The sequence below is a fragment of the Conexibacter sp. W3-3-2 genome, assembly GCF_009707605.1.
Lineage (GTDB): Bacteria > Actinomycetota > Thermoleophilia > Solirubrobacterales > Solirubrobacteraceae > Paraconexibacter > Paraconexibacter algicola.
Genome location: NZ_WLYW01000001.1, coordinates 4,712,572 through 4,736,579, shown reverse-complemented (window position 1 = coordinate 4,736,579; position 24,008 = coordinate 4,712,572). Strand labels below are relative to the sequence as shown.

Here is a 24,008-nt window from a genome sequence, read left to right as displayed (position 1 = left end):
GTCGCGGGTCAGCCGGCGACCGGGATCCGCGGCTCGGGCGGACCCGGCGCCACGACGCCGCTGCCGCCGTCGCCCCCGTGCCCGTCCTCCGGCGGCTTGCGCAGCGACACGACCACCGACACGACGAGCGTCAGCACGATCACGCCGAGCGAGAGGCCGATCGGGATGTGCCAGAGGTCCTCGATGAGCATCTTGACGCCGATGAACACGAGCAGGAACGCCAGGCCGTACTTGAGGTAGTGGAACTGCTCCTGCGCGCCGTCGAGCAGGCGGTACAGCGCGCGCAGGCCGAGCAGCGCGAACGCGTTCGCGGCGAACACGATGAACGTGTCGGTGGTGATGCCGAAGATCGCCGGGATCGAGTCGACCGCGAAGATGACGTCCGCGGTCGCGACCGCGACGACGACGACGAGCAGCGGGGTCGCCATGCGGTGCCCGCCCTCGCGCACGAACAGCTTGTCGCCACGGTAGCCCTCGGTCACCGGGGTGAAGCGGCGCACGAGGTTGACGCCCGGGAGCTTCTCCGGATCCGGCTCGGAGTCGTCGGTGATCGCCATCCGGATGCCGGTGAACAGCAGGATCGCCCCGAAGACGTACAGGACCCAGTGGAAGGACTCCACGAGCGCGGCGCCCGCCACGATGAAGATCGTGCGCAGGATCAGCGCGCCGATGATGCCCCACAGCAGGACCGTGGAGCGCACGACGGTCGGCACCGCCATCGCGCCGAAGATGATCGCGAAGACGAAGACGTTGTCGAGCGACAGCGACCGCTCGAGCACGTAGCCGGTCAGGAACTCGGTGCCCGCGTCCGACTCCCCGGCGACGATCAGGCCGAGCCCGAAGAGGATCGCCGCGGCGATCCAGACGATGCTGAAGACCACCGACCGCCGCATCGTCGCGACCTCGTCGCGCTTCTCGAACAGCAGCATGTCGACGGCCAGGCTGATCAGCACGAAGGCGATGAGCCCGGCCCAGAGGGCGAATCCGGCGTCCATAGGTGTCCTTCAGTATGCCCGGCGGACGCCGGGTCAGGCTTTCACGAAGTCGCGGTACGGCACCGCCGGGCGACTGGGCGCACCGGAGCGCGCCGCGCCGACCAGCCGGCCCGCCACCAGATCGGCCGCCTCGTCACGGCGGCGGCGCCCGACCGCCAGCAGGGCACGCGAGACGAGCGTCGCGCCGAGGGCCCCGGGAGCACCCGCCACCGTCCGGACCTCGGCGTGGCCGAGCGCGACCTCCGCCACGGCCCGGGCCAGCGGCGCCGCCCGGTCCGCCGGGGCCTGGGCGAGCAGCGACTCCGACAGCACGAGCGTCGAGGCCCGGCGCGTCCGCGCGACCGGCGTCACGTCCGCGACGCCCTCGCCCCCGATCAGGAGCTCGGGCTCCGGCACGTCGGCCGCCGCGCACAGCGCCCCGACCTGCACGGACACCGACCGCAGCTGCGCGCGCTCGGCCGGCAGGCCGACCCGGGCGCGGAGCTCGCGCAGCATCACGTGCTCGGCGCGTCCGACGAGCACCGCCCCGGCGAGGGCGGCGAGCAGGACCGCGACGACGGGTGGCGTGCCCACGACCACGAGCATCGCCGCCACGAGGGCGAGCAGGCCCCCGAGCAGCAGGACCGGGACCGGCGCGGAGCGCTCGAGGTCGGCCGCAGGTGGTTCGGAGTGCGCGGGCACGGAGCGGTCTGTCCTTCCGTGGGTCGGGCGGGAGAGGGCGGGCCGCCCGTCTCTGGTCTCGAGCACAACCCCGCCCCGGCGCCGGAGCGCCGGGGCGATGGTCGGGTCAGCGCACGGGAGAAGTGTCCCGCCGCACCGCCCGCACCGCCACGGGCCGGGCGGAGGGAGCCGCGACCCGATCGCGCCCCGTCGATCGGTTCCCCGCCGATCGTCGGGCGGCGAACCGCAGGCCCCCGCACGCCGTACGCTCTGGCGATGAGCCCCGTCGGCGACCGCATCCGGATCCTCGTCGCCGAGGACCATCCGCTGTTCCGCGAGGCGCTCGTGGCCACGATCCGCAGCCGCCCGGACTTCGAGCTGGTCGGCGAGGCCGCGGACGGGCGCGCCGCGCTCGAGCGCGCCCGGGAGACCCGGCCCGACGTCATCGTCCTGGACCTGAAGCTGCCCGAGCTCGACGGCCTGCAGGTGCTCGCCGCGCTGCGCCGCGAGAGCAGCCCGGTGAAGGTCGTGCTCCTCAGCGCCTTCCTCGACGGGGCGATCGCCTACGAGGCCGTCGCGGCCGGAGCCGAGGCGTACCTCTCCAAGGACGCCGACCGCGACCGCGTCTGCGACACCATCGCGGCCGTCGCGCGCGGCGAGACGGTGCTCGCCCCCGAGATCCAGGCGGGCATCGCGCAGGAGATCCGCAGCCGCGGCACGACCTCGCGACCGGCGCTGTCCCCCCGCGAGCAGGAGGTCCTCGCCCTGGTCGCCGAAGGCCACAGCGCACCCGACATCGGCAAGCAGCTCTACCTCTCCCCCGCCACCGTCAAGGGCCACCTGCAGAGCCTCTACGAGAAGCTCGGCGTCTCCGACCGGGCCGCGGCGGTCGCCGAGGCGATGCGGCGCGGCCTGCTCGAATGAGGTCCGCGGCGCTCCTGGACCACCCGGCGCGCGTCGTCGCGCTCGTGCGCCTCGCCGCCGTCCCGGTCTTCTTCTTCGGCGAGCGGCTGATCGACCACCCCGAGGCGCACAGCGGCGCGTTCCGCTTCGTCCTCGCGTTCGGCGTCGTCTACGCGGCGGTCCTCGCCGGCATCGCGTTCGCCCCCGGCCGTCGCCCGCTGCCGCTGCGCGTCACCGCCACGATCGACCTCGCGCTCCTCGGTGGCCTGACGTACACCTCCGGCGGCCCGTTCTCGCAGCTGCGCTACGGGTTCTTCGTCGTGCCGGTCGCCGCCGCGCTGCTGCGCGGCCCGCGCGAGACCGCGATCGCCTCCGCGGCCGCCCTCACCTGCTACCTCGTCGCGACGATCGCCTACCCCGACTCGCGCCAGGACGCGGTCGCCTTCGAGGCGACCCAGTCGCTGTACTTCGTCTGGCTCGTCATGGCCTCGACGCTCCTCAGCGCCGTCCTCGTGCGCCGCCAGCGGCAGATCGTCAGCCTCTCCGACGAGCGCGGTCGGCTCGTGGCGCGCGCGATCGAGGCCGAGGAGCGGGAGCGCCGCCGCCTCGCCGAGGCGCTGCACGACGACGCGATCCAGAACCTGCTCGCCGCCCGGCAGGCGCTCGGCAGCGGCGACGACGACCGCCCGGCGGACCTCGGGCTCGTGCGCACCGGGCTGGACCGGACCGTGTCGCAGCTGCGCGACGCGATCTTCGACCTGCACCCGCACCTGCTGCGCCACGCCGGACTCGCCGCCGCGCTGCAGGCCGTCGCCGACCGCTTCGCCGACCGTCTGCCCGACCGGTCGGTCGCCTGGGAGATCACGGTCGCCGACGACGCCACGGGGGCGACCGACGAGGTCGTGTTCGCCATCGCCCGCGAGCTCATGACCAACGCCGTCCGGCACGCCGACGCGCGCAGCGTCGCCGTCGAGGTCCGCCGGCGGCAGGGCGGGATCGCGCTGACCGTCAGCGACGACGGGCGCGGCATCGACCGCGGGCGCGCGCGTGACGCGCCGCTGCACGGCCACATCGGACTGGCCTCGTGCGCCGAGCGCGCGGAGGCGCTCGGCGGTCGGCTGCAGCTCGCGAGCGCCCCCGGTGAGGGCGCCCGCGTCGAGGTCTGGCTGCCGGCCGGCCCACAGGCCTGACCGGCGGCGGCGTCAGAGGCCGGGCTCGGCCTGCTCGGGCGGCTCGGCGCCCGCGTGCGGCAGGGCGTCGCCCGCCGCCTGGTCCCGGTCGCCCGGGCCGGGCTGGTCGGAGCCCTCGACCGGGCCGAGGCCGTGCAGGTAGCGGTCCGCCATGCGCGCCGCCTGGCGGCCCTCGTTGATCGCCCACACGATCAGCGACTGGCCGCGACGCGCGTCACCGGCGGCGAACACGCCCTCCTCGGAGGTCGCGTACGTCGGGGCCTTGATGTTGCCGCGCTGGTCCTTCGCGAGGCCGAGACCGTCCACCAGCTCCGGCTCGGGGTGCAGGAAGCCCATCGCGAGGAACACGATGTCGGCCTTGATCTCGCGGGTCGTCCCCTCGACGGGGCCGAACGGCGGGGCGGGCTGGGCGTCGGCGACCTCGATCGCCGTGACCTTGCCGTCCTCGCCGACGAAGCGGGTCGTGACGACCGAGAAGTCCTGCTCGGCCTTGTCGACCGCCAGGCCCTCCTCCATCGCGTAGGAGAGCCGGAACTTCTGCGGCCACAGCGGCCACGGGGTGCGGTCGTCCGGGCGCTTGGCGGGCGGCTCGGGCAGCAGCTCCAGCTGCGTGACCGACAGGGCGCCCTCGCGCAGCGAGTTGCCGACGCAGTCGGCGCCGGTGTCGCCGCCGCCGATCACCACCACGTGCTTGCCGGCGGCGCTGATCGCGTCGGGCTCCGGCGCCTGCGAGCGCGGCGACGGCTGGTCGGGCTGCGTGGCCGCGACCCAGCGGTTGCGGACGTACAGGTACTCCATCGCCGAGTGGATGCCGTCGAGCTCGCGGCCCTCGACCGGCAGGTCGCGCGGGACGCGCGAGCCGATCGACAGGACGACCGCGTCGTGCTCGGCGCGCAGCTGCTCGAGCGTGACGTCGGTGCCGACCTCGACGCCGCAGCGCAGCTGCACGCCCTCGGCCACCAGCTGCTCGACGCGCCGCTCGATGACGCCCTTCTCGATCTTGAAGTCCGGGACGCCGAAGCGCATCAGGCCGCCGGGCGACTCGTCGCGCTCGTAGAGCGTGACGGTGTGGCCCGCGCGCCGCAGCTGCTGGGCGGCGGCGAGGCCCGCCGGGCCGGCGCCGACGACCGCGACGGTCCGCCCGGTCTCCTTCTCGGGCGGCTCGGGCACGACCCAGCCGTTCTCCCAGGCGGTGTCGATGATCGTGTTCTCGATCTGCTTGATCGTGATCGCCTCACCCTCCCGGATCTCCATGACGCAGGCCGCCTCGCAGGGGGCGGGACACAGGCGCCCGGTGAACTCCGGGAAGTTGTTCGTGCTGTGCAGCTGCTTGATCGCGTCCTTCATGCGACCCCGGTAGACGAGGTCGTTCCAGTCCGGGATCAGGTTGCCCAGCGGGCAGCCGTTGTGGCAGAACGGGACGCCGCACTCCATGCAGCGCGCACCCTGCTCGGCGACCTCCTCGACCGGCCGCGGGGTGATGAACTCCTTGTAGTGCTCGAGCCGCTCGCCCGGGTCGTCGTAGCTGACGCCCGACCGCTCGATCTTCAGGAACGCTCCCAGCTCGCCCATCAGGCCGTCACCTCCGAGCCCGCGTTCGCGGCCTCTTCCTTCGCGAGCTCGGCGAGCACGCGCTTGTAGTCGGTCGGGAACACCTTCACGAACTTCGTGCTCAGCGTGTCCCAGTCGTCGAGGATCCGCCGCGCGACGGCCGAGCCGGTGCGCGCGAGGTGCTCCTCGACGAGCTCGCGGACCTCGATGCGGTCCGCCTCGTCCAGCGGCTCGATCTGGTCGACCATCGTCGGGTTGATCCGGTGCTTGAAGCCGCCGAACTCGTCGAACACGAACGCCAGGCCGCCGCTCATGCCCGCCGCGAAGTTGCGGCCCGTCGGGCCGAGCACGACCGCGCGGCCCCCGGTCATGTACTCGCAGCCGTGGTCGCCGACGCCCTCGACGACCGCGGAGGCCCCCGAGTTGCGCACGCAGAACCGCTCGCCCGCGAGACCGCGGAAGAACGCCTTGCCCTTCGTGGCGCCGAACAGCACGGTGTTGCCGACGATGACGTTCTCCTCGGCGGCGAACGTCACGCCCTCGGGCGGCCGCACGGCGAGCGTGCCGCCGGACAGGCCCTTGCCGGTGTAGTCGTTGGCGTCGCCCGAGAGCGTGAACACCACGCCCGGGGCGAGCCAGCCGCCGAAGCTCTGGCCGGCGGAGCCCGTGAAGCGGACCTGGACCGTGTCCGCGGGCAGCCCCTCGACGCCGTGCTTCTCGGCGATCCTCGACGACAGCATGCCGCCGACGGTGCGGTTGACGTTGCGGACCGCGATGTCGAGCTCGCACGCCTCGCCCGCGTCGACCTGGTCGCCGATCGCCGCGAGGATCTCGTGGTCGAGATGGTCCCCGAGGGCGTACGGCGGCGCCTCGATGCGGTGCAGCGCGGTGCCCGCCGGCAGCTCCGGCCGGTGCAGGATGTGCGTGAGGTCGATGCCGCGCGCCTTCCAGTGGTCGATCGCCGCGTCGGCCATCAGCAGGTCGCTGCGGCCGATCAGCTCGTCGAACGTCCGCACGCCGAGCGAGGCCATGATCTCCCGGACCTCCTCCGCGACGAAGAAGAAGAAGTTCACGACGTGCTCCGGCTGGCCGCGGAACCGCTTGCGCAGCTCCGGGTCCTGCGTCGCGATGCCCACCGGACAGGTGTTCAGGTGGCAGGCGCGCATCATGATGCAGCCCGTCGCGATCAGCGGGGCGGTCGAGAAGCCCATCTCGTCGGCGCCCAGCAGCGCCGCGATCGCGACGTCGCGACCGGTCTTCAGCTGGCCGTCGGTCTGGACGGTGATCCGCGAGCGCAGGTCGTTGAGCAGCAGCGTCTGCTGCGTCTCGGCGAGCCCGAGCTCCCACGGCGTGCCCGCGGACACGATCGAGCTCAGCGGCGACGCACCGGTGCCGCCGTCGTGTCCGGCGATGACGACGTGGTCGGCGTTGGCCTTCGCGACGCCCGCGGCGACCGTGCCGACCCCGACCTCGGAGACGAGCTTGACCGACACGCTCGCCTTCGGGTTCGCGCAGCGCAGGTCGTAGATGAGCTGCTTGAGGTCCTCGATCGAGTAGATGTCGTGGTGCGGCGGCGGCGAGATCAGGCCGACGCCGGGCGTGGTGTGCCGGACGCTGCCGATGTACTTGTCGACCTTGTGCCCGGGCAGCTGGCCGCCCTCGCCGGGCTTGGCGCCCTGCGCCATCTTGATCTGGATCTGGTCCGCGTTGACGAGGTAGTGCGCGGTCACGCCGAAGCGGCCGGACGCCACCTGCTTGATCGCCGAGCGGCGCAGGTCGCCGTTCTCGTCGCGGGTGAAGCGGCGCGGGTCCTCCCCGCCCTCCCCGGTGTTCGACTTGCCGCCGATCCGGTTCATGGCGATCGCGAGCGTCTCGTGCGACTCGGTGGAGATCGACCCCAGCGACATCGCGCCGGTCGCGAACCGCTTCACGATCTCGGAGACCGGCTCGACCTCCTCGAGCGGGATCGCCTCGGCGTCGGTGCGGAAGGTGAGCAGGCCGCGGAGCGTCGCCTTGCGGGCGGCGTCCTCGTTGATCGCCTTCGCGTACTCGCGATACTTCTCGCGCGCGTCGAGCTCGTCGTCGGTGCGGACCGCGTGCTGCAGCAGCGAGATCGTCTGCGGGTTCCACTGGTGGTGCTCGCCGTCGCGCCGCCACGCGTAGACGCCGCCGACCGGCAGGAGCTCCTCGTCGTCCTCGGTGCCCGCCCAGCCGTAGCCGCGGGCGTGACGGTCCAGCGCCTCCTGGGCGAGGACCTCGAGGCCGACGCCGCCGATCCGCGACGCGGTCCCGGTGAAGTGCCGCTCGACGAGCTGCTTCTCGAGACCGACGGCCTCGAAGATCTGGGCGCCGCAGTAGGACTGCGTCGTCGAGATCCCCATCTTGGAGATGGTCTTCAGCAGGCCCTTGCCGATCGCCTTGACGACGTGCCGCTCGGACTCCTCGAGCGTGTCGGTCGCGAGCTGGCCCTCGTCCTGCAGCTCGGTCAGCGACTCGAACATCAGGTACGGGTTGATCGCGCTGCAGCCGAAGCCGATGAGCGTCGCGAAGTGGTGCACCTCGCGCGGCTCCCCGGACTCGAGGACGAGCCCCGCCTGCAGGCGGGTGCCCTCGCGCACGAGATGGTGGTGGATCGCGGCGACCGCCAGCAGCGCCGGGATCGCGGCCCGGTCGGCGCCGAGGTTGCGGTCGCTGAGGATGATGATGTTGAAGCCGGCCTCGATGAGGTCGTGGGCCTCGTCGCAGGCGTTGGTGAGCCGCGCCTGCATGCCCTCGGGGCCCTCGGCGACCGGCCAGGTGATGTCGATCGTCCCCGAGCGGAACGCCGGGTGCTCGATCTGCTTCAGCGTCTCGAGCTCGTGGTTGCGCAGGATCGGCTGCTCCATCGCGATCTGGCGGGCGTGCGCCGGCGTCTCGGTGAGGAGATTGCCCTCCGCGCCGATGCCGGTGCCCAGCGACATGACGATGGCCTCGCGGATCGGGTCGATCGGCGGGTTGGTGACCTGCGCGAACAGCTGCTTGAAGTACGAGTACAGCGGCGGGCGCTGGTCGGAGAGGACCGCGAGCGCGTTGTCGTTGCCCATCGAGCCGATCGGCTCCTCGCCCTTGTTGGCCATCGGGGCGAGCAGGACCCGCAGGTCCTCCTGGCTGAACCCGAAGGCGAGCTGGCGGGCGCGCAGCGGCTCGGTGCGCTCGACGCGCGGCTCCTTCACCGGCAGGTCGTCGAAGTGGACGACGTTCTCCTGGAACCAGTCCGCGTACGGGCGCTGGGTCGCGACCTCCTTCTTGACCTCCTCGTCGGCGATGATGCGGCCGCGCTCGAGGTCGACGAGGAAGAGCTTGCCCGGCTGCAGGCGGCCGAGGCGCTTCACCTCGCCCGGGGCGACCGGCAGCATGCCCGTCTCCGAGCCGAGGATCACGTGGCCGTCCGTCGTCTCGACCCAGCGGCCGGGACGCAGGCCGTTGCGGTCGAGCGTCGCGCCGACGACCTTGCCGTCGGTGAAGCAGACCGCGGCGGGGCCGTCCCACGGCTCCATGAAGCACGAGTGGAAGGCGTAGAAGCCCTTGAGGTCGTCCGGGAGGTCGTCGCGGTCGGCGTAGGCCTCCGGGATCATCATCATGATCGCGTGCGGCAGCGAGCGGCCGGCGAGCATCAGGAGCTCGAGGACGTTGTCGAACGTCGCCGAGTCCGACCCGCCGACGCGCACGACCGGCAGCACCTTCTGCAGGTCGCCGCCGAACAGCTCGCTGGCGAGCTGCGACTCGCGGGCGCGCATCCAGTTGATGTTGCCCATCAGCGTGTTGATCTCGCCGTTGTGGGCGATCACGCGGAACGGGTGCGCGAGCTCCCAGGACGGGAACGTGTTCGTCGAGAAGCGCGAGTGGACGAGCGCCAGGGCGCTCTTGAACCGCTCGTCCTGCAGGTCCGGGAAGAACGTGCGGACCTGGTCGGAGATCAGCATGCCCTTGTACACGCACGTGCGCGAGGAGAACGAGGGCGCGTAGAAGTCGGGGCCGGCGGCGATCTCGACGATCCGGCGGATGACGTAGAGCTTGCGCTCGAACGCCATCTGGTCGTGCGTGAAGCCCGGCCCGGCGGCGATGAACAGCTGCGCGATGTGCGGGCGCGACTGGTTGGCGGTGACGCCGACGTGGTCCTCGTCGATCGGGACCTCGCGCCAGCCCAGGACGATCTGGCCCTCGACGCGGACGTTGAGCTCCAGCAGGCCCTCGACCTTGGCGCGCAGCGCCGCGTCGCGGGGCAGGTAGCACGTGGCGACGCCGTACTGGCCGAGGTCGGGCAGCTCGAAGTCGCAGACGCCGCGGAAGAACTCGTCCGGCATCTGGACGAGGATCCCGGCGCCGTCCCCGGTCTTGGCGTCCGCCCCGGCCGCTCCGCGGTGCTCGAGGTTCTCGAGCGCCGTCAGGGCGCGGTCGACGACCTCGTGCGTGGGCGTGTTGTCCAGGCGTGCGACCATCGCGACGCCACAGGCGTCGTGCTCGTTCGCGGGGTCGTACAGGCCTTGGGCCGGTGGGCGCTGGTGATGCAGAGTCATAGAAGGCTCCCGGTAGACGCGGGGGTGCCCGGAGGCGGAGCGAGCGCCGAAGGGTAGCAACGAGGGGGCCGACGATCACCGTTGCGGCGCGTCGGCGACGGCTGCGGACGCGCCCGCGCAGGGACCCGCCCGCGGGCTCGAACCCCCTGCTCAGGTGCTCTCGGCGGCCGTCTTCTTCTTCGCGGCGGGCTTGGCGGCGGCCTTGCCGCCGCGGCCCTTCGGCTTCGCCGGTGCCTCGGTGCCGCGCACCGCGTCCAGGGACGCCTTGAGCGCGGCCATGAGGTCCGGGACCTCCTCGGGCGCCTCCTCGGGCGTCTCGACGACCGCGATCTCCTCGCCGGAGGCCTTCGCCTCGATGAGCTTGAGGACCTCCTCGCGGTAGCTGTCCTCGTAGCGATCGGGCTCCCAGTCGGCGGCGAGGGACTCGACCAGCTGCTTGGCGATGTCGAGCTCGCGCTTGGTCGTCTTCACCTCGCCGGCGGCCTCGAGCTCCTCGAGCGAGTCGGCGGGGACGACCTCGTCGGCGAAGACCATCGTCGAGCAGCCGATGACCGAGCCGGCCGCCATCGGGCGGATCGCGACGAGCGCCTCCTTCGTGCGCAGCACGACCCGGGCGATCGCGACCTTGCCGGTCTCGTTCATCGCGTCGAGCAGGAGCTTGTAGGGCTTGGCGCCCCCGACCGCGGGCGCGAGGTAGTACGGCGTGTCGAAGTGGACCGGGTCGATGTCGGCCAGGTCGACGAAGTCCTCGATCTCGATCGTCTTCGTCTTCTCGGGCTGGATCGCCTCGAGCTCCTTCGGCTCGATCACGACGTAGCGGTCCGGGGACAGCTCGTAGCCCTTGACGAGGCGGTCGTACGGGACCTCCTCGCCGGTGGCGGCGTTGATCCGCTGCTGCTTGATGCGGGAGTTGTCCGCGCCGTCGAGCTGGTTGAAGCGGACCGTCTTGGCACGGACGGCCGGGTACATCTTCACGGGCACCGTGACCAGCCCGAAGCTGATCGCGCCACTCCACATCGCGCGGGGCATGGAGGGAGTCTTCCCGGCGCAGCGCCCGATGCCTACACGTGCACGCGGCTATGCGCCGTAGTGCCGGCGCGTGTCCTTGAACAGGCTGCCGAAGATCGCGCCGTTCAGCGGCCCGCCGGGCCGGCCGGCCGCGGTCGGCTCGACGGCGATCGTCCAGTCGAAGCGGCAGCTCGAGTCGCCGGTCGGGGTCACGACGTAGTCCTCGGCGATCCGCTTGATCAGCGGCAGGTTGCTGCGGTCGCCGACGAAGGCCTTGCGCGTGCCCTCGTCCCAGGCGATGTAGCGCTCGTCGAGGCTGATGAGGCCGAGGACCTTGACGGTCTTCGTCGCGCCGACGCCGTGCGGGCGCGGCGAGGTCCAGCGCACCGTCGTGAGCGCCTTGCACCAGTGCAGCGCGCTGTCGGAGGTCAGGTCGGCCCAGACCGCGGCGGCGGGCAGCGGGATCGCGAAGCTGTCCCGGTAGATCTTCGGGGCGGAGGTGAGGAACGACTCGTCGGTCGGCGCGCAGGAGAAGGCCATGGCGCGCACCCTAGTGGGTACGCGCCACGGCGTTCAGTCCTTGAACGGGTCGACCGTGTCCGCCGCCGCCATCGCAACCCCGATGGGGGTCAGGCGATGGAGGATCTCGACCGTGTCGGCGTGGGCCTGCAGCACCACGTCGAGGCGCTTGTAGGCGTCCGGAGCCTCGTCGGCGGCGCCGCCGCGGAGCTCGATCCCCTTCGTGGCGAGGTCCGCCTGGACCGCGGCGAAGTCGATCAGCCCGTCGCGGATCCGGCCGCGGCGCTTGCTCATCCGCCCGTCCGGGTGGTCGGGGCAGAGCGTGAACCGGTCGTTCGTCGCGCCCGCCCGGTCGCGCTCGTGGCGGAACTCGCCCCAGGTCACCCAGAACGAGCAGTCCCGCGCGTTGCACTCCGCCCGGGTCCCGACCTTGCCCGCTGCCTGCGTCCGCGACATCACGCGACCCGCCCCGTGGACCGTCGAGTGCAGGAGCCCGGCACCGGCCGCGGCGTCGGTGCCCCGCAGGATCACCGCGTCCTCGCCCATGCTCGCGCCCACGAAGCCCTCCTGCCCCGGGAACGCGGGGGTGCAGCCCTTGCGGACGACCCAGCAGTCCACGCCGTGGTGCTCCTCGCGCCAGGCGTAGTTGTGGTGGTTGTGGACCTCGTGCAGGGAGCGCGCACCGAGGATCTCGAGCACCTTGTCGACGACGACGTCGCGGCCCGCGTACGCGTACGCGCCCGCCAGCTCCATCGCCGCGATGTACGACTGCCCGATCTCCGAATCGACGTGGAAGAGCACCGGCGGGGAGTCCATCTCGCCGTCGCGGCCCCGCTCGTCGAAGCGGCCGCCCTGCGCCATCGACAGGAACCCGCTCGCCGTCTTGTGCCCGAACCCGCGGGAGCCGAAGTGGACGCCGACCCACACGTGGCCGTCGTCGCCGGCGAACAGGTCGACGTAGTGGTTGCCGGCGCCGACCGTGCCCAGCTGGTTGCGGGCGCTCTGCACCAGCTTCCGCTGCGGGCGGAAGTCGGCGTGGAGGATCTGGTCGAGGACCGGGTGGTCGACGGGCTCGTCGTTCTTGCGGCCCATGCCGAAGCTGACGCGGGCTGCGACCTCGTCCATCAGGCGCGGCACGTCCGCGCGGACGTCCTCGGTCAGGAGATCGGTGCGCACGGCCTTGTTGCCGCAGCCGATGTCGTAGCCGACGCCCGAGGGGCTGATGTGGTCCGGGTAGGCGATCGCGCCGCCGATCGGCTGCGAGTAGCCGACGTGGCCGTCGGCGCACAGCACGCCGGCGACGGCGTCACCGGCCTGCGCGCAGCGGCGCAGCTGCTCGATCGCGCGGGCGTCCACGTCCCCGCGGACCTCGATCCTCATCTCGCTGCTCATGCGTCGATCCTCGCGGTCGGCGGCGTGCGGTGCGCCACGCCCTCAGCGGCGCCGCGGACCCGAACCGCGGAGGTTCCACTCCTCTGCGACCGTGGCGTTCGGCGGCGTGGCCGCCCATCGGGCTGCGCCCGCCTGCAGCGCACGACCGGCGCGCTCGAGCCGGTCGGCGTCGAGGCCCGGTGGCGCGCCGAGGTCGCCGAGCAGGGGCACGAACGTCGAGACGTCACGCAGGCGTCGCTCCAGCGCCGCGTCGCTCACGGCCCGCACGAGCAGCTCCGCGTGCGCCAGACCGGTGCCGGCGGCGCGCACGATCTCCAGCGCGCGGCGGTCGGCGTGTGGCTTGCGACGCCCCTCGAGCACCAAGCAGTGGTCGAACATCCCGCCGCGCTCGAGGACGCCCCAGAGACCCTGGTCGAGCTGCAGTTCGCGCTCGACGAGCAGGTGCGCGAGGTCGTGCGGGACCGGGCCCTCCCGGGCCCCGACCTTGTTGTAGCCGCCGCCGTCGAGCTCGACGAGCAGCCCGTCCGCGGTGCGGTCGGTCGCCCGGTAGCGGGTGCCGGAATCGGGCTTGTGGAACGTGACGAGCATTCGAGATTCGAACCGCGAACCGCGTCCGCGGACGTGGAAGAGGGGTTGCGGGAGACGGGTCGCTCCCCTAGGTTGATCGAACCATGTTCACCACCTGGCACACCCCCACGCGTTCGAAGAGCGCCGCGTTCCGCGGTCGGCTCTTCGTGCCCGTGTGCCCGACCGTGGACACGGACATCGTCGCGTCGCCGAACCAGCTCCAGCTGAGCTAGCCGGGAGGTCCACATGACTCCCGCGAGCTTCGCGGGAGTGCAGACGCCGAAGGCCCGGGTGGGCCGGAAGGCGCTGTGGGACCGCGACACCATCATCCAGGCCATCCAGGAGTGGGTGGCCCTCTATGGCGAGCCGCCCCGTGCGGCCGACTGGAACCCGTCCTCGGCGAGGTGGTCCGGCCAGGAGTGGCGCGTGGAGCGCTACCGGGCCGGCCGTGCCGACGGCACGCCGTGGCCGGCGCTCAACGCGGCCAAGCGGCCGTTCGGCGGGTCCCTGGTGGCTGCCGTGCGGGCCGCGGGCTTCGAGCCGGCCAAGCCGGGACCGAAGCGGCGTACCGACGTCGACCTCGCGCAGGCCGACCGAGCTGTGATCAGCCCGGAGGGCCGCGCGATGCTCGAGGCGGCGCTGGCGGAGGCCCGCGAGGCCGGACGGAGCGTGGCTGCCCTGGAGGCGAAGCTCGAGCGTGCGCAGGCGCGCGCCCGGGACCTCGCCGACCAGCGGGATGCCGCGCGCCGCGAGGCCCGTCGCACGCCGAAGGTCGTGCGCGAGCGCGTCGTCGACGACGCGGAGCTGCGCCGTGCCCGGACCGCGGCCGAGAAGGCCGCGGCCCGGGTGGCGACGCTCCGCGACGAGCTGGCGAGCGCCCGCATGGACGCGGCGGAGGCTCGGACGGCCGCCGGACGCCTCGCGTCCCGCCTCGAGCGGGCGGAGGCGACCGTGGCCGACCTGCGGACCCAGCGGCGCGACCTGCGCGCGCAGCTCGACGACGCCCTGCACGAGAGTGCGGGCCTCGACCGGCTGCTCACGGAGGCGCGGGCCGCCGGCGCCGCAGCCGCGGCGGAGACCGTCGTCGTGCAGGCCGAGGCCCCGGAGGCCGCGGTCGTGCGCGAGGCGCTCGCCGACGCAGCGGCCGCCCGCCGCGCCGCCGAGCAGGCGGACGCGCGGGCGGCCCGGGCCGATCGCGAGCTGCGCGAGACGGTCGCCGCCGTGCGCGGCGAGCCGCGTCGCCTGGCTCCCGAGGAGCTCGCCGAGCTCCGGGCCGACGGCCCGGCCGGCCCCGCCGTCCTCGCGGCGGCCCTGCAGGACCTCGCCGCCGCGCGCAGGCACGGCGGCGAGCAGCGGCTCGCGGCCGCGCTGCGGCGCGTCGCGGAGGCCGCCGTCACGTGGCAGGAGCGGATCTGAGGGATCCCGGGCGACCGGGGTCCCTCGGGTCCGGCCGCCCGACCCGGACCCCCGATCCCGATGACCCGCGACGCCCTCCTCACCACCTACCTGCGCGACGACGCCGGCACCCCGCTCGGCCCCGGCATGCCGGGCGGTCGGCCGCTGCGCCGGGACGGCGAGCGCCACTACGACGCCTGGCTCGCGCTCGTGCGGCTCGACCCGTGCGCGTACTGCGGCGTCGTGCCGGCGGGCACCGTCGACCACGTCGAGCCGCGCTCGCGGAGCACGCGGGGGCTCGGTGGCGCGCACGGCTGGACGAACGTCGTCGGCGCCTGCGAGCGGTGCAACGGCCGCAAGGCCGACCGGCCGCTGCTGGCGTTCCTGCGCGCCCGGCGTGTGCGCTGACGCACGCCGACGTTCCGCGCGGCGGGAGGCGGGTATCACGGAGGGAGCACCCCACGAATCCGGAGGGACCACCCCACCATGACACCCGCCACCCGCACCGCCGGCCACGGCATCCTGTCCGACGACAAGGCCGAGGCCCGTGAGCAGCTCGTCGAGATGCTGAAGAAGGCCTACTGGATGGAGATCGAGACGGTGATGAGCTACATCACCAACTCCACCAACCCCGACGGCATCCGCGCGCAGGAGGTCATCGAGAGCCTCCGCGGCGACATCCAGGAGGAGCTCGGCCACGCCCAGGAGTTCGCCAAGCGCATCAAGGAGCTCTACGGCGTCGTCCCCGGCTCGCTGGAGTTCTCGGCCGAGCAGAGCTTCCTGCAGCCGCCGGAGCAGCAGACCGACATCGTCCACGTCATCAAGGGCGTGATCGAGGCCGAGTCCGGCGCCATCGAGTACTACAACCAGATCATCGAGTTCGCGGGCGAGCACGACCCGGTCACCGAGGACATGGTCATCGCGATCCTCCGCGACGAGGAGGGCCACCGCCGCCTGTTCGAGGGCTTCCTGCGCGAGTACGAGGCCGAGGGCCTGGCCTAGTCGTCCGCCGCTGCGCGGCCCCGAGCGAGGCCGAGCACGAACCAGAGCAGCACGAAGACGCCCGTGGTCGTCCCGGCGAGGACCGCGGGCGTCCGTCCGTCGAGGATGAAGCTCGTGACCACGAACACCGCGCTGTTCATCGCCACGAGCAGCATCGCGAGACCGGCGATGACCATCCGGTTGCCGAGCGCGACGAGGAACGCCTTGTCCCGCCGCCGGAAGCGCAGGCGGTGGAACGCCGACGGCGTCACGAACAGGGCGGTCGCAGCCGCCGCGCTCAGGAGCGCCACGACGTACGCGTCGCGCTCGAGTTCGGAGAGGTCCGTGAAGCGCTGCTGGAACGGCACCGCCAGCAGGAACGCGAACAGCACCTGCACGCCGGGCATGGCGACCCGCGTCTCCTCGAGCAGCTCGCGCAGCCGGCGCGAGTCCCGTTCGTGCGGGGTCTCCCCGGCGGTCCCTCCCGGTCGTCCATGGACGCACGCATGCCCGGAACCGGGCTCGGCACCCGGGCATCGCGCCGCGAGCGCCGATGGTGCGACGCGGGCCTCGCCGGGTACCGTCACGGACGTGAGCACGATCGCCGACCGCGACAGCGAGCGCCCCGCGCGCGAGCCCGGCACGCACGACGACGCCGACGGGGCCCTGCGCCCCTGGCCCGTGCTCGTCCGGACGGTCCGCAGCTACCTCGACCACAACATGACCGACCACGCGGCGTCGCTGACGTACTTCGCGATGATGTCGCTGTTCCCGTCGCTGCTCGCGGGCATCGCGGTGCTGTCGCTGGTCGGCGAGGTCGGCCTCGCCCAGGACGCCGCCGACTACCTCATCGACCGGGGCGCCGACGCGTCCACCGCGGAGGTCGTCCGCTCGACGCTCGCGCGGATGATCGAGACCAGCGGCGGGGCCGCGGGCTTCGCGCTGCTGCTCTCCTTCGGCCTGGCGCTCAACGGCGCGTCGGGCGCGTTCGGCGCCGCCGGACGCGCGCTGAACGTCGTGTGGGCGGCCAACGAGGACCGCGGGTTCGTGCGCCGCAAGGCCCAGGACATCGCGATGGCGCTCGTCGTCATCCTGCTGTTCGCGATCGTCGTGATCGCGATGTTCCTCGGCGGCGGGGTCGCCGACGACCTGCTCGGCACGATCGGGCTCGGGGAGACCGGGGCGGCGATCTGGAGCATCGCGCGGTTCCCGCTGGCGATCGCCGCCGCCATGGTCGGCTACTCGATCATCTACGCGTACGCGCCCGCCGTCGAGCAGCGCCGCTGGCGCTGGATCACCGTCGGCTCCGCCGCCGGCGTCACGATCTGGATCGTCGCGTCCGCCGCGTTCGCCGTCTACATCCGCAACTTCTCGAGCTACGGCGCCGCGTACGGGGCGTTCGGAGCGGCGATCGTCCTGCTGCTGTGGCTCTACGTGTCCGCCAACGCGTTCCTGCTCGGCGCCGAGCTCAACGCGACGATCGAGCGGTCCCGCGCCGCGGGACGCGGCGGCCCCCCGCCGCCGATGGTCGGGGCGCCCGAGCCGCCCACCGGCCCGGACCGCGACTAGAACAGCGTGTCCTGCCCCGGTGGGGGCGTCGCGCCGCGCGCGCGGCGCGGGCGGGGCGCCGCCGGGCCCACGGCGGCGGCCGGCGCGGCGCCGGAGTCCTCCGGCGCGGGCGCGGGCGCAGGCGCCGACGCGAGGGTCCGCTCCAGCGGGACGGGGCACAGCCCGCCCCGGCCGGGACAGCCGCCGCACACCGACGGTCCCGGCGTGTCGGTCGGGCGGAAGTCCCGGCGCAGGATGCCCGCGGCCCGCCCGCGCAGGTCCTCGCGCAGCCCCGGCGCGTCCGCGGCGGCGAAGCTCGCCAGGACCGGCTCGTCGGGCCGGTCGAGGTACAGGTGCGCGACGTCCACGCGCGCGGCCCCGGCCTCGAGCGCCGCCAGCGCGTAGACGGTGCGCTGCAGCTCGTAGCCGTCCGCGACCAGCGCGTCGAGGTCCGCGTCGGAGGCCACCCGGTCGGTCTTGTAGTCGACGACGAGCGCGGTGCCCGCGGCCTCCTGCGCGACGACGTCGACGACGCCGTGCAGCACCGGGACCGCCGGGTCGCCCGCCACCAGCGGGATCGTGAAGCTCGTCTCGCGGCGCACGCGCACCGCGTCACGCAGCCGGCCCAGGAGCGGGGTCGCGAGGGCACGACCCACCAGGCCGGCGAGCGCGTGCGCCTCGGCGTCGCGCAGCTCCACCTCGTGCTCGGCCGCGGCGGCGTGCACGGCCTGCGGTCCGGGCGGCGGGCCGTCGAGCTCGTGCAGCTCGAGGACCCGATGGACGATCGAGCCGCGCGCCCGCCCGTCGAGCCCGCCCGCCGCCGTGCGGCCGCGGAACGGGCGCTCGCGCTCGCGCAGGCCGGCGATCCGCTCGAGGTCGAACCGCAGGCCGCAGCGCGCGTACTGCCGCAGCGACGAGTAGGACAGGTGCGCCACCGGCGCCGGCCCCGCGCCGGGCGCGGCGCCGGTCACGGTCGCGAGCACCGGGGCGAGCGCCGCGAGCGGGTCCGGGGCGCCCTGCGCGGCGGACCCGGCGGTCAGCGGCGCCGCGTCCGCCGGCGGCAGGACCGCGCGGGCGGCGCGGGCGTCGATCCAGCGCACGTCGACCCGCACGGGGTCGTCGACCCCGGGGCCGACGAGCAGCCGCCCCTCGGCCAGCAGCTCGGCGGGCGGCACGCGGCTGCCCAGCACCCCCTCGGCGATCCAGCCCGAGGGCTTGCGGGCCTCGATGTCCCCGTCGCGGCGGCGCTTGGCCACGGCGCTCATCACCAGCCGCCGCTCCGCGCGCGTGAGGCCGACGTGGAGGATGCGCCGCTCCTCGGACTCCGCCGCCGCGGCGCGCTCGGCGTCGAGCTCGGTGAACGCGAACGCGCGGCCCGAGTCGCCGCCGTGTCGCGGGACCCGCAGCCCGAGCCGGTCCCCGTCGACGAGCACGTCCGGCCCGACCGCGGGCGCGGTGCGAGCCAGGTCGCAGGCGACGACGACGGGGAACTCGAGGCCCTTCGCGGCGTGCACGGTCATCAGCCGCACCGCCGGGATCCCCGGCAGCTCGACCGGGGCCTCGGGCTCGCGCGCGCGGGCCTGGGCCTCCTCCTGGGCGCGGTCGATGAACGAGCGCAGGTCGCGGCCGGCGAGCGCCTCGTGCTCGGCCGCCAGGCGCATGAGCTTGTGGACGTTCGCCAGCCGGCGCGGCCCGCCGGGGAGCGCGAGCACGTGCGCGTCGTAGCCGGTCTCCTGCACGACCCGCTCGATCAGCTCGTCGAGGCCCAGCCACGGCAGCCGCTCGCGTGCCGCCCGGAACCGTGCGGTGAACGCGGCGAGCGCCACGTCGGTGGGTCCGTCGACGCGGCGGCGCAGGTCCGCCGCCGCCGGGGACGGCGTGCCCGGCACGGCAGGCGGGTCGGGGTAGGTCTCGTCCAGCAGCCGCCAGACGTCCCCGGCGGTGCCGCGTCGCGCGACCGAGGAGCAGATCGCCAGGCCGTCCGGGTCGATCCCCCCGAGCGGGGAGGCGAGCGCGCTGAGGACCGCGTGCCCGTCCTGCGGGTTCGCCAGCGCCGCGAGCCAGGCGGTCAGGTCCTGGACCTGCTGGCGCAGCCAGAACCCGCGGCCGCCCGAGGCGAGCGTCGAGAGGCCCTCGAGCTCCAGCGCGCGCTCGTAGACGGGCATGTCGGTCGCGGCGCGCAGCAGCAGCACGACGTCCTGCGGCTCGTGCTCGCCCGCGTCGACCCCCGCCCGGACCCAGCGGGCCACCGCGCGGGCCTCGAGCGCGGTCGGCACCGAGGTGCCCGCGGGCAGCCCGGCGACGACCGCGGCGAGCGCATCCTCGTCCTGCGGCGAGGGGTCCTCCGCGACCGCGGCGTCGACGAGCAGCAGCGAGGTGGCGGGACGACCGGCCTGCGCCGCGTCGGCCCGGCCGGCGACGAAGCCGGTGTAGTCGTCGTGCCCGTGGCCGAGCGCGTGGTCGAGCGTGCGGAGGATCTCGGGCGCCGTGCGCCAGTTCGTGCGCAGTTGGGCCTCCGTGCCCGCGATGCGGTGCCGGGCGCGGGCCTCCTGGAACACGCGGACGTCCGCGTGGCGGAAGCCGTAGATCGACTGCAGCGCGTCCCCGACGACGAACAGGTCCTCGTGGCCCAGCAGCTCGAGCAGCTCGAGCTGGCGCGGGTTCGTGTCCTGGAACTCGTCGACCATCACGCGGCCGAAGCGCTGCGCGAGATGACGGGCGATCGCGGGCTGGTCGCGCAGCAGGTCGCGGGCGACGAGCTCGAGGTCGTCGTAGTCGAGGCCGGCGCGCGCGGTCTTCGCCGCCTCGTAGCGCGCGGAGAAGTCGCGCAGGAGCGCGTCGAGGAGCGCGTGGTGACGGACGCCCTCCTCGTCGTCGTGGACCTCCAGCAGCGCGGCGAGGGCGTCGCGGTAGGCGTCGGCCGCCGGGGTCTGCAGCGCCCTGCCGCGGCGGGGCGCGCCGAGCTCCCGCACCGTCACGTCCCCGAGGTCGCCGCCGCGCTCGAGGACCTCCGCGCAGCGGCCGAGCGCGTCACGGACCTGCAGGACGGTCGCGTTCTCCGGGGCGGCGGCGAGCTCGGCGGCCAGCGCGTCCCGGGCGGCGGCCAGCGCGCCGCAGGCCGCGGCGCGGGTCCGTCGCGGGACGGCGGCCGGCAGCCGCGGGTGGCGCTGCCCGCGGCTGCGCAGCGCGTCGTGGACCTCGAGGACCGCGTCGGTCAGGCGGTCCGCCCCCCACGTCGCGACCGTCGCGAGCATCACCGGGTCGGCGGTGTCGAGGACCGCGGCGAGCGCCGCGTCGAACGCGTCGGCGCGCAGCCGCCGGGCGACGCTCTCGTCGAGGACCTCGAACGCCGGGTCCACGCCGGCCGCGGCGGCGTGCGCGCGCAGCACCCGCGTGCAGAACCCGTGGATCGTCGAGATCCACGCCTGGTCGGCGGCGCGCGCCGCCTCCTGCGCCCCCAGCTCAGCGAGCCGCAGACGGATCCGGTGGCGCAGCTCGCCGGCCGCCTTGTCGGTGAAGGTGATCGCCAGCAGCGAGCCGGGGTCCAGGCCGTCCTCCACGACCGCGCGGGCGAAGCGCTCCGCCAGGACGGCGGTCTTCCCCGAGCCGGCGTTGGCGGCGAGCAGCATCGGCCCCTCGCGACGCAGCACGGCGACCGCCTGCTCGGCGGTGAACGCGAGGCCACCGCGGCCCAGCGGCCGGCCCTCGGGGTCGTGCAGGGGGACGGCGGTCATGCCTCGCAGCGGCAGATCGACGGGTACTGGCAGCCGTCCCCGCGGAAGCCGCAGGTCGCGGGGCGCGGCTCGAGCCGGCCGGCGCGGATCTCCTGCAGCGCGCAGCCGGCGAGCGTCGCCGCCTCGCCGATGAGCGCCGCGTACTCGTCGGCTCCGAGCAGGTCCGCGTCGCGCAGCGCCCCGGTCCCGGCGTCGTCGCGCTCGGCGCCGCGCGCGCGGGCGTCCCGGGGGCGCGCGGTCGGCTGGTAGACGCCCGCGACGGTCTCGACGTCGAGCAGCTGCTCGACGACGCGCGCGTAGAGGGCGACCTGGATGCGCCCGTCGGGCAGCCACTCCTTCGCCGGGTAGGCGGTGGCGCCCTTGTAGTCGACGATCATCGCGCGCGTGCCCGTGGCGTCGACGTCGACGCGGTCGATCCGGCCGCTGAGCCGCAGGCCGGGCGCGACCTCCACCGCGGGCCACGGGTCGTCCCGGCCGCCGAAGCCGAGCTCGAAGTGCGCGGGCCGGTAGCGCCAGCTCGCGTCGGCGAGGTGGTCGACGAGCGCGAGCAGGTCCGCCTCGACGCGGCGCCGGGCGATGCGGTCGCGCTGCGGGTCCACGCTCAGCCGGTGGCGGGCGCCCTCGACCTCGAGCGCCTCGTGCACGAGCCGGCGCGCCTCCTCCCGACGCGCGGGCGTCAGCGGGCCGGGACGCGCGTCGCGCAGGGCGGTGAACACGTGCTCGAGCACCGCGTGCGCGAGCCGTCCGCGGCCGAGCGGCTCGGGCTCGGGCAGGAGGTCCGCGGGTTGCAGGAGGCGGTCGACGAACCAGCGCACCGGGCAGGCGAGCCAGGTCTCCAGCGACGACGCCGACCAGACCTCCCGGCCCGCCAGCTCCGCGAGCACCCCGGGGTCGCGCAGCGGCGGGATCGGCGCGGGCGTCTCCCCCACCCGCCGGCCGGCCGCCGCCAGCGCGCGCTCGCGGTCGGTCGTGGCCAGCGCGCCGTCGAAGCCCGCCGCGCCGAGCGCCCGCGTCACGATCCGGGTCGGCGCGTCGGCGGGCAGCAGGTCCAGGACGTCGTCGAGGAACGGGGACGGGACCACCGGGTTGCCGCGGTCGTCCGCCGCGTGCCAGGAGAGCGCGAGCAGCGCCTCGGGCCGCGACACCGCCGCGTAGAACAGGTGGCGCTCGCGCCCGGCGGCGTCCTGCGGCCCGGTGAGCCGCAGGCCCAGGCCGCTGGCGGCGTTGAGCGCGCGGCGCTCCGCGTCGCCGAGCAGCGCGTCGGGACGCGCCGCCGCCGGGAACGAGCCCTCCTGCAGGTCGCAGAGGAACAGCGCGCGCACGCGACGGGCGCGCAGCTGCAGCGGGTCGGCGACGACCACCCGGCCGTCCCCGGGCGGATCGCCGACGCGGACGCCCACCGCGGTGAGCAGCGCGGCCAGCCCGTCGGGGTCGGGGACGAGCTCGGGATCCTCGGCGGCGAGCGTCGCGAGGTCCTCGAGCGCGGCGGCGAGCTGCGCGGTGACCCGCGCGTCGAGCGTCTCGGTCGCGGTCGGGGGCGCCCAGGGCGCACCGGCCTGGCGCGGCGGCCCGGCGGCGCGCTGGCGGTCGAGGGTCCGGACGAGGCGCCGGCAGAGCGCCTCGCCCCCCTCCTGGGCGGCGGCGGCGACCGCGTCGAGCTCGGTCAGCGGGAAGGTCGGCGTCAGCGCCTCCCAGCGCGCCCGTGCCGCCGCGACCTCGCGCAGCCCGTCGCGCCTGATCTCCGCCTCCAGGCGGTCGACGAGCGCGACCGAGGTCACGAACCCGGGCGTGCGCAGCCAGGCGACGAGGTCCTCGCTGCTCGCACCCGCCCCACCGGTCGCGGCGCGCAGCAGGCCGAGCAGCCCACGCCCGGGGGCGGTATGGCCGGCCGGGACCTCGCGCTGCAGCGAGACGGGGACCCCGGCCGCGGCGAACACACGCTCCACGAGCGCCGCGACCGCCTCGGGGCGGCGCACGGCCACCGCGACCTCGTCGGCGGGCACCCCGCGCGCGAGCAGCAGCCGCACGTGCGCGGCGACGAGCTCGAGCTCCTCGCGCGCGCCACCGCCGCGCAGCAGCAGCACGCCGCTGTCGGTCCCGGCGCGCGCGGCGTCGGGCTCGAAGAGGCCGCGCTCGAGCCGGTGCAGGACGGTACGCGCCCCGTCGGCGTAGTAGCCGGCGTTGGCGGGGAGCGCGAGCGTCGCGCCCGCGGCGATCTCCGCGAGGCGCGCGGCGGTCGCATGGCGCCCGTCGAACGCGGCGCGCGCGGCGCCGGCCTCGTAGGGCAGCGACACGACGAGCTCGGCGCCGCAGCGCACCGCGAGCGCGTCGACGGCGTCGAGCTGCAGTGCCGTGAGGTCGTCGAAGCCGTAGAGGGCGACCGGTGTCGCGCCCCAGCGGTGCGGGTCGGTCCGCAGCGCGTCGAGCGTCGCGGCGGCCTGCAGGGCGGGGTCGCGGCGCCCGAGCCGCCCCAGCAGCCGTCGGTAGGACCCGTACGCGGTGGCGAGCGCCCGGGCGTAGGCGGCGCGTCCCGGCTCCTCGCGCGCCCAGGCGTCGAACGCCACGTGCACCCGCTGCGGGGTCAGGCCCCGTTCGCCGAGCTCGTCGCACAGCCCCAGGAAGGCGCGCACGAAGCCGGGGGCGGCGGCCAGCGGCGCGAGCTCCCCGAGGTCGGCGCGCCGCAGCGCGAGGGCGGCGACCCGCTCGCGCGCGAGCCCGCGGACGGGCTCCCCGCGCACGCCTGCGCGCTGCGCGGCGAGGCCGAGCAGGCCGTCGAACCGCAGGACGGTCGCGTCGTAGACGAGCCCGCGCTCGGCGAGCTCGCGCCGGTAGCGCGCGACGTCCGCCACGGTCGGGACGACGAGCAGCGGCGCGCGCCCCGCCTGCGCCCAGGCGGCGAACGCGTCGAGGACGACGGCGGCCTTGCCCGCGTTCGCGGGACCGGTGACGAGCTGCAGCGGCACGACCACCCAGGGTCGCAGCCGGACCCGACGACCTGACGGCGGCCGG

Annotated in this window: 18 protein-coding genes; 7 read left to right on the top strand and 11 right to left on the bottom strand. The window is 74.7% G+C overall.

Features of this window, described 5'->3' with window-relative positions:
- Positions 1-8: 8 nt before the first annotated feature.
- Positions 9-995, bottom strand: coding sequence for a TerC/Alx family metal homeostasis membrane protein (locus GKE82_RS22675; protein WP_107570142.1), 987 nt, complete (start codon positions 993-995; stop codon positions 9-11).
- A 33-nt stretch (positions 996-1,028) separates the two neighbouring features.
- Positions 1,029-1,676 carry a hypothetical protein gene (locus GKE82_RS30440; protein ID WP_154734849.1) on the bottom strand — a complete coding sequence of 216 codons (648 nt, stop codon included), beginning with the start codon at positions 1,674-1,676 and terminating at the stop codon, positions 1,029-1,031.
- A 255-nt stretch (positions 1,677-1,931) separates the two neighbouring features.
- Between GKE82_RS30440 and GKE82_RS22665 the strand changes: the two genes are divergently transcribed.
- Positions 1,932-2,579, top strand: coding sequence for a response regulator transcription factor (locus GKE82_RS22665; RefSeq protein ID WP_107570144.1), 648 nt, complete (start codon positions 1,932-1,934; stop codon positions 2,577-2,579).
- The gene (locus GKE82_RS22660; RefSeq protein ID WP_154734848.1) at positions 2,576-3,748 is read left to right on the top strand and encodes a sensor histidine kinase; all 1,173 of its coding nucleotides are present in this window, start codon (positions 2,576-2,578) and stop codon (positions 3,746-3,748) included. The genes GKE82_RS22665 and GKE82_RS22660 overlap by 4 nt, the downstream gene beginning before the upstream one ends.
- 12 nt (positions 3,749-3,760) lie before the next feature.
- Here GKE82_RS22660 and GKE82_RS22655 read toward each other — a convergent pair whose 3' ends face one another.
- From GKE82_RS22655 to GKE82_RS22630, 6 genes are all read right to left on the bottom strand, one after another.
- The gene (locus GKE82_RS22655) at positions 3,761-5,320 is read right to left on the bottom strand and encodes a glutamate synthase subunit beta (RefSeq protein ID WP_154734847.1); all 1,560 of its coding nucleotides are present in this window, start codon (positions 5,318-5,320) and stop codon (positions 3,761-3,763) included.
- Positions 5,320-9,855: a glutamate synthase large subunit gene (gene gltB / locus GKE82_RS22650; protein WP_154734846.1), complete on the bottom strand. Its 4,536-nt coding sequence runs from the start codon at positions 9,853-9,855 to the stop codon at positions 5,320-5,322. Before gltB ends, GKE82_RS22655 begins: the two co-directional genes overlap by 1 nt.
- 150 nt (positions 9,856-10,005) lie before the next feature.
- Positions 10,006-10,884: a Ku protein gene (locus GKE82_RS22645; RefSeq protein WP_154734845.1), complete on the bottom strand. Its 879-nt coding sequence runs from the start codon at positions 10,882-10,884 to the stop codon at positions 10,006-10,008.
- Between the two features lie 48 nt (positions 10,885-10,932).
- The gene (locus tag GKE82_RS22640; RefSeq protein ID WP_107570149.1) at positions 10,933-11,403 is read right to left on the bottom strand and encodes an SRPBCC family protein; all 471 of its coding nucleotides are present in this window, start codon (positions 11,401-11,403) and stop codon (positions 10,933-10,935) included.
- A 33-nt stretch (positions 11,404-11,436) separates the two neighbouring features.
- Positions 11,437-12,774 (bottom strand): RtcB family protein, encoded by a 1,338-nt coding sequence (locus GKE82_RS22635; protein ID WP_230316262.1) that lies wholly within the window; start codon positions 12,772-12,774, stop codon positions 11,437-11,439.
- A 42-nt stretch (positions 12,775-12,816) separates the two neighbouring features.
- Positions 12,817-13,362, bottom strand: a complete 546-nt coding sequence (locus tag GKE82_RS22630) for a hypothetical protein (protein ID WP_154734844.1) — start codon at positions 13,360-13,362, stop codon at positions 12,817-12,819.
- 83 nt (positions 13,363-13,445) lie between these two features.
- Between GKE82_RS22630 and GKE82_RS30185 the strand changes: the two genes are divergently transcribed.
- From GKE82_RS30185 to GKE82_RS22615, 4 genes are all read left to right on the top strand, one after another.
- Positions 13,446-13,574, top strand: a complete 129-nt coding sequence (locus GKE82_RS30185; RefSeq protein ID WP_255450753.1) for a hypothetical protein — start codon at positions 13,446-13,448, stop codon at positions 13,572-13,574.
- A gap of 13 nt (positions 13,575-13,587) precedes the next feature.
- Entirely contained in the window at positions 13,588-14,757 is a 1,170-nt protein-coding gene (locus tag GKE82_RS22625; RefSeq protein ID WP_154734843.1) for a hypothetical protein, read from the top strand.
- A gap of 60 nt (positions 14,758-14,817) precedes the next feature.
- Complete coding sequence (locus GKE82_RS22620) at positions 14,818-15,144, top strand: HNH endonuclease (RefSeq protein ID WP_107570152.1); 327 nt, start codon at positions 14,818-14,820, stop codon at positions 15,142-15,144.
- Positions 15,145-15,222: 78 nt separating this feature from the next.
- On the top strand, positions 15,223-15,738 hold the full coding sequence (locus GKE82_RS22615; RefSeq protein WP_107570153.1) for a ferritin-like domain-containing protein: 516 nt from the start codon (positions 15,223-15,225) through the stop codon (positions 15,736-15,738).
- Here GKE82_RS22615 and GKE82_RS27405 read toward each other — a convergent pair.
- Positions 15,735-16,304 carry a DUF6328 family protein gene (locus GKE82_RS27405; protein ID WP_309233773.1) on the bottom strand — a complete coding sequence of 190 codons (570 nt, stop codon included), beginning with the start codon at positions 16,302-16,304 and terminating at the stop codon, positions 15,735-15,737. The genes GKE82_RS22615 and GKE82_RS27405 overlap by 4 nt on opposite strands.
- Before the next feature lie 4 nt (positions 16,305-16,308).
- Between GKE82_RS27405 and GKE82_RS22610 the strand changes: the two genes are divergently transcribed.
- Positions 16,309-17,286, top strand: coding sequence for a YihY/virulence factor BrkB family protein (locus tag GKE82_RS22610; RefSeq protein ID WP_196189383.1), 978 nt, complete (start codon positions 16,309-16,311; stop codon positions 17,284-17,286).
- Here the strand turns inward: GKE82_RS22610 and GKE82_RS22605 are convergent.
- Both GKE82_RS22605 and GKE82_RS22600 read right to left on the bottom strand, forming a co-directional pair.
- Positions 17,283-20,999, bottom strand: coding sequence for an exodeoxyribonuclease V subunit beta (locus GKE82_RS22605; RefSeq protein ID WP_154734841.1), 3,717 nt, complete (start codon positions 20,997-20,999; stop codon positions 17,283-17,285). The genes GKE82_RS22610 and GKE82_RS22605 overlap by 4 nt on opposite strands.
- Positions 20,996-23,962 (bottom strand): PD-(D/E)XK nuclease family protein, encoded by a 2,967-nt coding sequence (locus tag GKE82_RS22600; RefSeq protein WP_154734840.1) that lies wholly within the window; start codon positions 23,960-23,962, stop codon positions 20,996-20,998. The genes GKE82_RS22605 and GKE82_RS22600 overlap by 4 nt, the downstream gene beginning before the upstream one ends.
- Positions 23,963-24,008: the final 46 nt, after the last annotated feature.

Bases quoted from the DNA above. Each gene is read 5' to 3' on its own strand.
- GKE82_RS22675 (WP_107570142.1), bottom strand. From the start codon at position 995: ATGGACGCCGGATTCGCCCTCTGGGCCGGGCTCATCGCCTTCGTGCTG.
- GKE82_RS22665 (WP_107570144.1), top strand. From the start codon at position 1,932: ATGAGCCCCGTCGGCGACCGCATCCGGATCCTCGTCGCCGAGGACCAT.
- GKE82_RS22660 (WP_154734848.1), top strand. From the start codon at position 2,576: ATGAGGTCCGCGGCGCTCCTGGACCACCCGGCGCGCGTCGTCGCGCTC.
- GKE82_RS22655 (WP_154734847.1), bottom strand. From the start codon at position 5,320: ATGGGCGAGCTGGGAGCGTTCCTGAAGATCGAGCGGTCGGGCGTCAGC.
- gltB (WP_154734846.1), bottom strand. From the start codon at position 9,855: ATGACTCTGCATCACCAGCGCCCACCGGCCCAAGGCCTGTACGACCCC.
- GKE82_RS22645 (WP_154734845.1), bottom strand. From the start codon at position 10,884: ATGCCCCGCGCGATGTGGAGTGGCGCGATCAGCTTCGGGCTGGTCACG.
- GKE82_RS22640 (WP_107570149.1), bottom strand. From the start codon at position 11,403: ATGGCCTTCTCCTGCGCGCCGACCGACGAGTCGTTCCTCACCTCCGCC.
- GKE82_RS22635 (WP_230316262.1), bottom strand. From the start codon at position 12,774: ATGAGCAGCGAGATGAGGATCGAGGTCCGCGGGGACGTGGACGCCCGC.
- GKE82_RS22630 (WP_154734844.1), bottom strand. From the start codon at position 13,362: ATGCTCGTCACGTTCCACAAGCCCGATTCCGGCACCCGCTACCGGGCG.
- GKE82_RS30185 (WP_255450753.1), top strand. From the start codon at position 13,446: ATGTTCACCACCTGGCACACCCCCACGCGTTCGAAGAGCGCCGCGTTC.
- GKE82_RS22625 (WP_154734843.1), top strand. From the start codon at position 13,588: ATGACTCCCGCGAGCTTCGCGGGAGTGCAGACGCCGAAGGCCCGGGTG.
- GKE82_RS22620 (WP_107570152.1), top strand. From the start codon at position 14,818: ATGACCCGCGACGCCCTCCTCACCACCTACCTGCGCGACGACGCCGGC.
- GKE82_RS22615 (WP_107570153.1), top strand. From the start codon at position 15,223: ATGACACCCGCCACCCGCACCGCCGGCCACGGCATCCTGTCCGACGAC.
- GKE82_RS22605 (WP_154734841.1), bottom strand. From the start codon at position 20,999: ATGACCGCCGTCCCCCTGCACGACCCCGAGGGCCGGCCGCTGGGCCGC.